A 10,993-nucleotide genomic window follows, 5' to 3' on the forward strand; every position below is an offset into this window, starting at 1 on the left:
CCGCTTATGCTTAGAACTCAACGTGGATAACAGTGTCATCCTCCAGCTGAGCCATCAGCTTCTTCTCCAGTTCTGCAATGTACTTCTTAACATCCGCAGAAGTCTCCAACTGCCAAGTTGCTTCGGTGTTGATAGACTTTATACTGATCGTGCGCTGTTTCTTTACCTTAGGAACAGGAGTCACAACCGGATCAGGCTGCTTATCACCACCATTGTTCACCGGAGCAGGATTCTGCTGTGCCTGCTTCTTCGCTTCTTCCGCAGCTTTTTCAGCCTGTAATTTTGCTTCAGTAACGGTGATCTCGTTCAAGCAACGAACCTTCAGAGCGTCGGCTTCAACCTTGATGTTCTGGAGCGTAGCCACATTGTTGCAATGGGTAGCTTTCTCATGAAGATCACTGAATCGCTCAATGTACCGGTCTCTCAGACTTGCCTTACAGAGTTTGCCTTCCAACTCCTGGAACACACGGGTTCTCGCTTCATCAATGGCAGCAAGGATCGGCTGCTCCATTTCAGTCAGCAGATTGCTATAGGCAGTCGTAAACTGGTCAAGCAGTCCCGGCAGGTTCTTGATCTCGGTGTATGGAGTCTGCTTCTTCATAATTGCCTTGACCTGGAGGGCGGTAGACTCGATTTCATCATTTACAATGAAGGTACGGCTATCGTCGTAAATTGCCATCAGGCGAATAGCACGGTCAAAGATGGTGATCTGCTCACCGCCGAAGAACTTCTTCACAGGCTCGTAATCTTCAGCAAAGTCCAGATAATCGTCACGATCTCTGTCAACCGCAGCGAAGAACTCGTTAGCATTCTTCAGCTGAGAAACATCGCTCATCAGCTTCTTACCCTTCGTTATCAGAGCCTTACCAGGATACAGCGGCTGATTCTTATAATAGATTTCCAGCTTTTCAAGGTCATTCTTCAAACGACCGGCATAGTTCAGGAAGCTGCCCATCACGGCATCGTCATCATCACTGGAAGGAGCGATGCCAAACAGTTCCTTCATTACTTCACGAACTGCCTTTTTCTGCTTTTCGCTGGCACGAATACGCTTCTCGGTCATCAGACGCTCATTGAACTCTTTACGAGTAATGAAACGAACAATTTCGTCTATACTCTTGGAAAGGAACGTAACAGGCTCGCTGTTTACATAGAATGCAATTTCACCATCCTTGAACAGCTTGGCAACGAGCCACTGTACGTCTGCTTCAACAAAGCCATACGGCGCTTTCATAAATCTGTCAAGCAGAGACTTCATGGAAGTCTTAGTATGGCGGGAAGTGTTCACGCCGATGTAGTCGTTCACATCATGCAGAGCCAGACTGTTCGGGGTAGAATTGGTTCCTGCCAAGGTCAGCTGCTGACCGTTATTATTGAACAGCTTTCTAATATCGCTTTCGCTCATAGCTGTGTCGATATAAGAGAGCTTATGAAATACGGACGCAACCAGCTTTCCAATGGCATCGTTGATACGGGTAGATACTTCCTTGGCGGTAGTCTGAACACGGTCGCCATTCACATAGATGGTAGCGGATTTCAGGGATTCTTCCAAGAACAGGCGAGCTGCTGCGCTTCTCTCACGCAGTTCAACTTTCTTTGCTTCTTTGATCTGTTCATACTTGGTCACAGTATTAGTAGCATCGAAACGGATGAACTTCTCAATCTGGAGAGAAGAACGGATTTCATCCAGGAAGGTTCTGTCATCAGGCAGAACAACCAGAACACATCTGCTCTGAGCAGACAGCATTCTCATAGTGGTTTCGTCTGCAATTTCATCGCTGTTTGGGGTCAGAATCTTTAGAGTAATGTCGTGGTTCTGACCCGCTTTATAAGGCTTGTCGTCCACAATCTGATTGAAACCAAAGGCATAACGACCATTGAAAGCGGGATAGCGATACTTCTTCTCGTCAAACAGACCATCGAAGATCAGTTCGGAAACCTTCGCCGTGATTTCACCGGCATCGACAGGCTGGTTCTTGATAGCGATATTGATTTCCTGCTCTTCATCGGTCAGGAATACATAAATGTCGCCATTCTTCTGAACGAGGGTCTGACGAACCAGACGCTTCAGGGCATCTTCAACCTTCTGAGACAATTCCATGCGGTCATTGTCCATGTGCGTAACCATCAGGCTGGTCAGGTTCTCAAGGTTGGCTTTGATTTCTTTTACATACTTAATCATAAAGAGTGTCTTGAGTACGTTGACATCAAAGCACTCGTCAGCGTGTGTCGGATTCAGAAAATCATTATCCAACGCACGAGAAATTACGCCCTTATGGGAGTGGTCGAGGAACTGCTCCAGAGCGTCATAGAACATATGGAAAGGTACAATCGTACCCGGATCTTCATTCATTACCCGCACCGCAGATTCTTTGAACAGTGCAAGCATAGAACGCTCCCCCTCTGCCAGATGCTTTCCGGATGCACCGTGCGTACGGATAGAGGTAAGAACGCTGCCCAGGAGGTTAAACTGATAAGGGATGAAAGGATAAACTTCTGCAAAATTCGCTCTGTTGGCATAGAGCTTTTTCTCGACGCCGTCATTGAACAGAATCAGGTTCTTTGCGATCGTTTCCTTTTCGTCGTAGTAGAGAGAAAGGATCTGAGTTGCAGACTCAGTTTTCTTCAAAACTCTTTCACGGATAACTTCATCTACGTTGGCAGAGGACAGAGACAGTCTGGTATCGAAACGCCCCTGAATCTTAGAGAAGTCGTTGCCCTTTGTCTTAGTGATGGAGTCAATGTCCTGCTGGCTGGTAACGATGATCCAAGCCTTGCCCTTGCAGGCAGTGCCCAAATCTTCAGTAACCGTCTGGAGGTTCAGCATCAGCTTGGAATCGTCGCCAATGTACTGACCGATTTCATCCACGAGGAATACAACGTGATGGTTGCCGCCCTTACGGTCAATATATCTCTTAACCAGATCAGCAAAACGCTCAATGCTGATAGAGTATTCCGTTGTTGCACGTTCGCACCAGTTGCGGGCTGCTTCTTCGCTCATAAAGTCCATATCGGACAGAACTTCAACAATATCATCTTGGATAAAATCGAAGTCATTACGAGCTTCTATCCATGCGGTGCCAAAGAAATCCTCAAAGCGCTCCTTGAACTCCTCATAACGACCTTTCTCAGAAAGTTTTCTTTCGAGGTCAGCGAGGAAGGGGATAGCGCCACAGAATCCCTGCATCTCATTGAACACTTTCAGGAACACAGAAACGATAGCGTCCTTATCCTGCTTGCCACTCTGTTCACCCTTGGAGTCGATGTTGAACAGAACAACATCAGTAGGCACGGATGCAGCCAGACGCATATCTGCCAACACCATGCGGTCTTTAATTTTGTTATCTTCCTCAAAATACTGCAACGCAGTCTTGCCATTAACGACTTTGTTCTCAAGTAAGTAAGAGAGGATTTTCAGGAAGTGAGATTTACCACTTCCAAAGAAACCAGAAATCCATACACCCATCTTATCCGTGTTTCCATGAATGCCACGCTTGTAGCTGTCGAAGAAATCACGGAAGTGCTTCTGAAGCTCACGGGTAACAACGTATTCTTCCAGTTCCTGCTGAATATTTAAGTTATCATCCTGACCGACCTTGATAACGCCTTTCATGTCACGGTCAATAGGTTTTGCAAACATCTGACCAATCTTCATGCCGCTGCTCCTTAATCCACGAGCTTGAACGCCCTGTAGTAATTATCGTCTTTTATCTCAGAGAAAAGCACCAGTTCCTGTCCGTCATACTTGCCGGGATAGAACATCACAACAGGCACATTGTCAATGACCTGATGCAGATTGTTCAGCACAGTATGAGAACGTAGAATCGGATAACATTTTCCAATGCCCACAAGAAATACAATCGCTTTCTCAGGAGTGCGCTCCTTGATATAATTTACAATCAAGCTGTCCTTGGCAGTAATGCGAAGCATATTACCAACAGACTTTGTGATACGCTCGAATCCTTTTTTCCTCTCGAAATCGTAGCACTTCTCCAGATAGCCCTTGTCTTTCAAAATTTCAATGATGATGTCGTAAAGGTCGAACACAACCACACGGTATTCATCACCGGACTGCTCATTCTTTTTTCGGATGTATTCGACTCTTTCTCGAACAAACAGTTCCTGTTCTGCTGGATAATCGAAGATATAGTATCCAACTTCATTACCCAAGCCTTTGTTCTGACGGAAGGACGGTTTCTGCATCAGAGCTTCTGCTTTATTTAATCTTTCTTCCAAGCTCATCATGTCAGTTCACCCCCGTCAGAGCTTTTATCATTACTTCCTCGTCTACAGATTTCAGATAACGCTCCAAAGCAACATCCAATATAGGAGGGCTAATGGTTTTCTTCTTTTCGATTACTGTCAACAGATTCGCATCTGTCATAAAGTTCAGATAGCAGGAACGCAAATGCTTCTTTGTTGACTCTTTCCATCTATAGATCAATTCGCTCTGCGTTTCTTTTCTTGTAAAGAACACATTTACATCTGTATCTTCCATGAACTCCATACCGAGAATAACTTTTTCACGATATACCTCATATACGAACTCAAAGAACAGGCGGTCTGTTCTGAGAATCGTAATCAGGTTAATGAGCTTCTGCGTCGCAAGATCCGATGAACAAAACAACTCAACCAGAGTGTCGTCCATAGTCTTAATGCGAGTAATAATGTATCCCGCCATTCGCAAAGCTCTGTACTCCTTGGCAGCACCAAAGAGATTTTCTTCTACACATTTCTTTTTGATTTCATCATAGTCCAAGCCTTCTTGCCGAAGCCTGACTGCTCTCTTAAATTCAAGAAACCAGAAAGACTGAGACATCAGACCGGCGCTATAAGCAGCTGCACCAATCACAATTATATTCCTCCATTGTCCATGCTACATCATGCGCAGTCCCATAAAACGGACAATTAGGAAGGAAGAACTTCCATAATATCCCCGATGTCACAATTCAATGCCCGACAAATGCGAACTAATACTTCAAGGGAAACCAATTCATTTTTCCCCATCTTGGCTATAGTATTTGCGCTAACGCCTGCGGCATCACCCAGGTCTTTCTTTTTCATTTGTTTATCAATTAAAAGTTTCCAAAGCTTATTATAACTGACCATGCGACACACCTCTCTTGCATAATCTGCGCTAATCTGTACTAATGATAGCACAAAGATGCAATTTATACAAGTGAACAGCTTGTAGTTTGGCAAGTTAATATTGCTTATATGATGAATTATTTCCCAAACTTAAAATTATTCTTTTTGAGAAGGGATTTCACAGTGCTTTAGGGGAGTCCAACATTTTGGCAATCAGTGTATACCTGCAAAAAATCACCCGGAACAAACCTTTAAAGTCAGCTCCGGGTATCATCTCATATCCATATTCAGCTTTACGCTTCCACTTCCATCTCAAGACCGGATTTCAGCTCCACCACAATCTTTTCATCGAAAATCGTAATCTTCTCCACCAGCCTCCTGGTAATGACATCGCTGTATTCCGTGATGGCCTGTGGCATTTCATCCAAGAAGTTGATCATGTCGTTCATGCGCTCCCGCAGGTCGCTGCGTTCTGCGGCTTCTGCTAGAATGCTCTGGCGTTCTTCACGCAGGGCATCGACAGCCGCCTCATCGCTGGACACCGCAATCATCTGCGTCTGCAGGTCGGAAAGCTTCTTATCTGCCATTGCCAATCGATCTTCCAGATCTCCCAACACCGTAGACTCAATATTCTGCTTCAGAAGTGCCGTTACAATGTTCCTTCTTGCGTATGCATCGTTGACCGCCGTGAGGACGGCACCCTGCAGAACTTCTTCCTTTACCGTCCTGGCGGGGCAGTCAAAGTCCACGTTTTTCTTAAGAACTCTGCTTACGCATCGCCACACCGTGGATTTACAGCCTCGGTTCTTCGGTAGATGTCTCCGCAGTGTCCACAGTAGACCATACCGGACAGGGCGTATCTGGAACTGTAGACTCTCCGTTTGCCGTCAGGATTGAGATTGGCGCGGCGGGCAATCTCCGACTGCACCCTCATAAATAGTGCACACCCTTGACAAAGGTATTATGATTAAATCAAGAGGTGATTATTATGTTGCACAACGAAGCCAGAAAATTGCTGATTGAGGCATGGAATAAAACGCACAATGCAAAAGAAGTAGCAGAATGTTTTGGTGTAAATACAAGCACAGTCTACCGTTTGGAAAAGCGAATGAGAGAGACCGGTTCTGTTGAAACGAGGACTTCCCTGCGTGGACGCAAACCTTCTCTGAGCCAGAAAGATATTCAGAATATTGACTGTTTGATCCAGCAACAGCCAGATATTACGATTAATGAGATTATTGATACACTCCAACTCCATGTAAGTGACGAAACGGTACGTAAAACAATTTTGAAGCTTGGATATGTCTATAAAAAGAAGTCCCTGCATGCTTCGGAACAGGAGCGTCCCCGATGTACAGCAAAAACGGAAAAATTGGGAGCAGCTTATACCGGAGAACGCCGCAAACAGTTTTCTTGATGAAAGCGGAGTCAACACAAATATGATAAGGCATTATGCCCGTGCCCGGAAAGAAAAACGAGCAATTGACAGCACTCCTGTCAATACGCCGACCAATACTACTATTTTGTCTTCTGTCTGCATTACCGGAGAGACTGCATATACAATCTATCAATGTGGAACGACAGCAGAACGTTTTGCGGAATATCTGAGCTCTACGCTTCTGCCAACGCTGTCTGAAACAGATATCATTGTAATGGATAATATGCGTTCTCATCATGCAAAGATTGTAAAAGATTGTAAAAGAGCTACTGGATAAGGCTGGCATCCGGTATCTGTATCTGCCGCCATACAGTCCCGATCTGAATCCAATTGAGAAGATGTGGTCAAACTCAAGGCCAATCTCAGAAAGCAGAAGGTTCGTATTACAGCACAACTTCCTGAGGCGATTAAGCGGGCGTTTTCTACCATTCGCCAGTCCGATTGCTTTGGTTGGTTTCGTTCATGCGGCTATGTGCAGTAATTTGTTGGATTGCTATAAAGCTGCCAAAAAGCTATTTTGAAATTTTGGACTCAATATGCAGTGAAGTTGTCAAGATCAGTTTGTGTTACATTTATAAACACTCTATTGCATACATTTCTGAATGGTGATATAATTCCAGAAAAAAGAATGGAGAATTCCAATGAAAAACAGTCGGATAATACTTTCTGAAATTGAAGCCATGCTACAAGAAAGGCATGTATCTTTTGCTAATCTGACACATTTAGAGTGGATTCAGCAACGAGCAGAGGGAAAAACATTTTCCTTCTCTGAGCATATTCGCGGCATGATTTATTCTCTTCTTAGCAATAATCGCCCTTGGGAACAAATTGAGGAAAATATAGATCAGATAGATAAAATCTTTTTCTATTATGACAAAGATAAAATTCTCAACACTTCTGCTGATTATTTTACACAACAAATTCAGCTTATCAAATGTGGAAATCGAAACATCAAAAAGCAAATGGATGCTCTTCATGGAAACATACATAAACTTGAGCGAATTGAAAAAGAATTTGGAACTCTCGACAATTTTGTCACCAGTGGGACTCCTATCGAAATTGCTGATTTACTTGCCAACAGTTTGAAATATAAACTTCATACCTTAGGGCTCGCCTTGGCTATGGAATATTTACGGAATGTCGGTATTGATGCAATCAAGCCAGATACTCATATCTGTCGAATTCTTGGGAAAAAGCACCTTGGATATTCTTCTTCTGAAGAAGCCGGAGATATCGAAGCAATCGAGATTATAAATACCATATCAAAAGAAACTGGATATTTGCCGAGCAAAATTGATGCCCTCTTCTGGCTCTTCTGTTCAGATAGTAACGGTATGATTTGTACCAAAATTCCTGACTGCGAACGATGCCGTCTAAAAGGAAAATACTGCAACTGGAACTAAGGCAACACCGCACAAATGACCTTTTGAGGACAAAAAAGACATCCCGACCGAGAATCATGATCTGAATGTCTCTCAAAATGTCCGCATGTGCGCACTGATTCAGGCTGCCAGGCAGAGCAGGTGGAAGTCCTAAGGGATTCGACTGGACTTATTGCTTTGGTTGGTTTCGTTCATGCGGCTATGTGCCGTAATTTATTGGATTACTATAAATAGGATATTTTGCGGTCACCGTATTGAAAAAACATGAGAACCAACCCCATTTACTGTCTGCATTATACCATGCTTTTGTATAAGATGCTTTGCAAAAATGGAAATTCAATTTCTGTTATTCCATGGATTTGGAACTATCCCAAAATACAAAACTGCGTATTCCTGCGAGACCCCGGAAAATTCTGTGTAAACGACAAAGTATAACAGTATAGATACTGAAGATAAAGTCAAGAATGATCATAAACATTCCCCAAATTACAATAACAAGTTGAGCATTTTCTGTGTTAGAAAGTTATCAATCTGACCTTGGCTGATCCTGAGCCGGAAATCATCGAGAACCAGCGAGTAGCCGCCTGCGAAACAGGCTGCCTGTCAAGGTCAGCGGATGGTTACGCGGCGTAGATTGCATCCATCTCGGCTTCAAAGGCTTCGTCAGGGGTTCGGTATCCCATGATCTGCTGAACTTAAACTGAGAAAAATACTACGGTTTAGTTCGGTATTTTCCAAATAATCCTCAGAGTATTCATCATGATCTGTCAGTATTAATAATCACAACCTCATGAAGTTCGGTAAAATAAAAAAATCATCCCGATTTTAATGTGAGAAAAAGGCAGTGGTTTGGTGCGGCATAAAAGTAAGTGGGAATTTAATATCCCGTGGACAGCGCCAGCCGATAGGGTTGTGGTCGGCGTGGGTAACTGTAATGCTGTCCCACAAGCTGGAGAACCAGCCGAAAGGTCTAAAGCACATCCGACAATCCTTATAGCAAGCAGAAACGTTAACTGGAGATTGCCTAAGTCAGAATGCTTATAAAGCTATGTACACAGGTACTGAATATCTGATATGGAAACGGAGTCCCCATAGTAGTCTGAGGTGGGAACACCCACTACACGGCGAAGGGGGACAGTTCTAACGATTCAAAATAAGAAGATGAAAGGGAGGAGAAGCCTCAATGAATCCAACATCGGATATTTTGGAACGAATAGCAGAAAGTTCTAAGTCGCATACTGACGGCGTGTTTACGAGGTTGTACAGATATCTTCTCAGAGAGGATATTTATTTCACTGCCTATAAAAACTTATACGCTAACGCAGGAGCGTCAACAAAAGGTACAGATGACGATACAGCGGACGGATTCGGTGCTAAATATGTTTCAGATATTATCGAGTCATTGAGAAATCTGGAATATAGCCCGAAACCAGTGTGGAGAATCTACATTCCGAAGCACAACGGAAAACTGCGTCCTCTGGGAATACCATCATTTCGAGACAAGCTTATACAAGATGCCATAAGGCAGATACTGGAAGCGATTTATGAGCCTATATTCAGTGACGATTCGCACGGATTCAGACCTGGCAGGAGCTGTCACACAGCATTTGACAGGATAAAGTACGGATTTAACGGAACAAAATGGTTCATAGAAGGCGATATCAAAGGGTGTTTTGACAATATCGACCATAAGGTGTTGCTGAATATTCTCTCGAAAAAAGTCAAGGACTCAAAGCTGATTAACCTGATAGGTGCTTTCCTGAAAGCTGGCTATATGGAGGAATGGAAGTATTTCCAGACCTACAGCGGCACGCCACAGGGCGGCATACTTTCCCCAATTCTTGCAAATATATACTTGCACGAATTGGATAAGAAAGTTGCGGAGATAAAGCAACGGTTCGACAGCAATGAACCCAAGAAGTATACCGAGGAATACGGCGGAATATGCCACAGAATCAGCACGCTGCATAGGAAGAGTAAGAATAACCCTGATTCCCCAGACCGTGAAAAGTGGATAGCCGAAGAGGTGGAACTGAAACGTCAGCGCGTCAAGATACCAGTATATCAGGACAATAACAAGCGTATCTGCTACGTCAGGTATGCGGATGATTTTCTGATAGGGGTGGTAGGCTCAAAAGAGGATTGTGTGGAAATCAAGGCTGAACTGAAGGATTTTTTGGCAGCTGAACTGAAACTGGAACTTTCGGATGAAAAAACCAAGATAACACACAGTTCAGAGTCAGCAAGATTTCTGGGATATGACGTAAGTGTCCGAAGGTCGCAGGAACTGAAGCGCAGGAGTGACGGGGTCAAGCAGAGGACGTTAAATGGGACGGTCATGCTGAATGCTCCGTTGAAGGATAAAATTGAAGAATTTCTGATTAGCAACGGGTACGGGGTCAGGACTGCCGATGGCAGGATTGTTCCGATAGCCACGAAAGGATTGCGAAACAGAAGCGACTTTGAAATTGTCTCAACCTACAATTCACAGATGCGGGGAATCTGCAACTACTATCGGATGGCAAGCAACTTCCCGAAGCTGGATTATTTCGTTTATATCATGGAATACAGTTGTCTGAAAACCTTGGCAAGCAAGCACCAAACAACTATGGCAAAAGCAAGAGGCGACAGGCGGACGGGCAAACGATGGGGTGTCCCGTATGAGACTAAGACAGGCACAAAAACGCTTATCTTTCTCAACATGACGGATATCCGAAAGAGCCGTAAAGCCAAGCTGGATAATGTCGATGCCGTTCCTAAGAGTGTATCGAAGCAAAACGAGATAAAGAACAGGCTGAATGCTGGAATTTGCGAGTTATGCGGATGCGACAGCGAACCAGTTGTAGTGCATCACGTTCAAAGCCTTAAGGCACTCAAGGGGAAATCTGCGTGGGAGCGGAAAATGCGTTCTATCCGCAGGAAAACTTTAATCGTGTGCGAAACTTGCCATAACAAGATACACAATAAGACTTTTTGTTAATCGTCAGTAATTAGAATGGAAAGCCGGATACTCGGAGACGGGTACGTCCGGTTTGGAAGGGGGACTGTGCAAACCTACTACAGAAATGTAGCAAGGCGGCACTTT

10 protein-coding genes are annotated in these 10,993 nt (G+C 44.1%); 5 read left to right on the forward strand and 5 right to left on the reverse strand.

Features of this window, described 5'->3' with window-relative positions; genetic code table 11:
* Nucleotides 1-10 precede the first annotated feature (10 nt).
* The 5 genes from brxC to CBW42_RS14510 form a co-directional block, all read right to left on the reverse strand.
* Nucleotides 11-3,655: a BREX system P-loop protein BrxC gene (gene brxC, locus CBW42_RS12580; protein ID WP_087022170.1), complete on the reverse strand. Its 3,645-nt coding sequence runs from the start codon at nucleotides 3,653-3,655 to the stop codon at nucleotides 11-13.
* Between the two features lie 11 nt (nucleotides 3,656-3,666).
* Complete coding sequence (locus tag CBW42_RS12585; protein WP_456236394.1) at nucleotides 3,667-4,245, reverse strand: DUF1788 domain-containing protein; 579 nt, start codon at nucleotides 4,243-4,245, stop codon at nucleotides 3,667-3,669.
* A 1-nt stretch (nucleotide 4,246) separates the two neighbouring features.
* The gene (locus CBW42_RS12590) at nucleotides 4,247-4,852 is read right to left on the reverse strand and encodes a DUF1819 family protein (protein WP_242969883.1); all 606 of its coding nucleotides are present in this window, start codon (nucleotides 4,850-4,852) and stop codon (nucleotides 4,247-4,249) included.
* A gap of 56 nt (nucleotides 4,853-4,908) precedes the next feature.
* Entirely contained in the window at nucleotides 4,909-5,109 is a 201-nt protein-coding gene (locus tag CBW42_RS12595; RefSeq protein WP_087022172.1) for a helix-turn-helix domain-containing protein, read from the reverse strand.
* Between the two features lie 272 nt (nucleotides 5,110-5,381).
* Nucleotides 5,382-5,837: a hypothetical protein gene (locus CBW42_RS14510; RefSeq protein WP_133058317.1), complete on the reverse strand. Its 456-nt coding sequence runs from the start codon at nucleotides 5,835-5,837 to the stop codon at nucleotides 5,382-5,384.
* 239 nt (nucleotides 5,838-6,076) lie between these two features.
* On the opposite strand from CBW42_RS14510, the gene CBW42_RS12605 reads away from it, so the two are divergent.
* From CBW42_RS12605 to CBW42_RS12625, 5 genes are all read left to right on the forward strand, one after another.
* Nucleotides 6,077-6,505 (forward strand): helix-turn-helix domain-containing protein, encoded by a 429-nt coding sequence (locus CBW42_RS12605; protein WP_087022180.1) that lies wholly within the window; start codon nucleotides 6,077-6,079, stop codon nucleotides 6,503-6,505.
* A gap of 22 nt (nucleotides 6,506-6,527) precedes the next feature.
* Complete coding sequence (locus CBW42_RS12610; RefSeq protein WP_165761184.1) at nucleotides 6,528-6,803, forward strand: transposase; 276 nt, start codon at nucleotides 6,528-6,530, stop codon at nucleotides 6,801-6,803.
* 22 nt (nucleotides 6,804-6,825) lie between these two features.
* Nucleotides 6,826-7,047: a hypothetical protein gene (locus tag CBW42_RS15475; RefSeq protein ID WP_407922980.1), complete on the forward strand. Its 222-nt coding sequence runs from the start codon at nucleotides 6,826-6,828 to the stop codon at nucleotides 7,045-7,047.
* Between the two features lie 120 nt (nucleotides 7,048-7,167).
* Nucleotides 7,168-7,929 (forward strand): hypothetical protein, encoded by a 762-nt coding sequence (locus tag CBW42_RS12620; RefSeq protein ID WP_087022190.1) that lies wholly within the window; start codon nucleotides 7,168-7,170, stop codon nucleotides 7,927-7,929.
* 1,162 nt (nucleotides 7,930-9,091) lie between these two features.
* Entirely contained in the window at nucleotides 9,092-10,888 is a 1,797-nt protein-coding gene (locus tag CBW42_RS12625) for a reverse transcriptase/maturase family protein (RefSeq protein WP_087022193.1), read from the forward strand.
* Nucleotides 10,889-10,993 lie beyond the last annotated feature (105 nt).

The sequence above is a fragment of the Butyricicoccus porcorum genome, from assembly GCF_002157465.1.
GTDB classification, from domain to species: Bacteria; Bacillota; Clostridia; order Oscillospirales; family Butyricicoccaceae; genus Butyricicoccus_A; species Butyricicoccus_A porcorum.

Excerpts from the sequence above, each read along its gene's own strand:
- brxC (WP_087022170.1), bottom strand. The coding sequence starts at position 3,655 with ATGAAGATTGGTCAGATGTTTGCAAAACCTATTGACCGTGACATGAAA.
- CBW42_RS12585 (WP_456236394.1), bottom strand. The coding sequence starts at position 4,245 with ATGATGAGCTTGGAAGAAAGATTAAATAAAGCAGAAGCTCTGATGCAG.
- CBW42_RS12595 (WP_087022172.1), bottom strand. The coding sequence starts at position 5,109 with ATGGTCAGTTATAATAAGCTTTGGAAACTTTTAATTGATAAACAAATG.
- CBW42_RS12605 (WP_087022180.1), top strand. The coding sequence starts at position 6,077 with ATGTTGCACAACGAAGCCAGAAAATTGCTGATTGAGGCATGGAATAAA.
- CBW42_RS12610 (WP_165761184.1), top strand. The coding sequence starts at position 6,528 with ATGATAAGGCATTATGCCCGTGCCCGGAAAGAAAAACGAGCAATTGAC.
- CBW42_RS12620 (WP_087022190.1), top strand. The coding sequence starts at position 7,168 with ATGAAAAACAGTCGGATAATACTTTCTGAAATTGAAGCCATGCTACAA.
- CBW42_RS12625 (WP_087022193.1), top strand. The coding sequence starts at position 9,092 with ATGAATCCAACATCGGATATTTTGGAACGAATAGCAGAAAGTTCTAAG.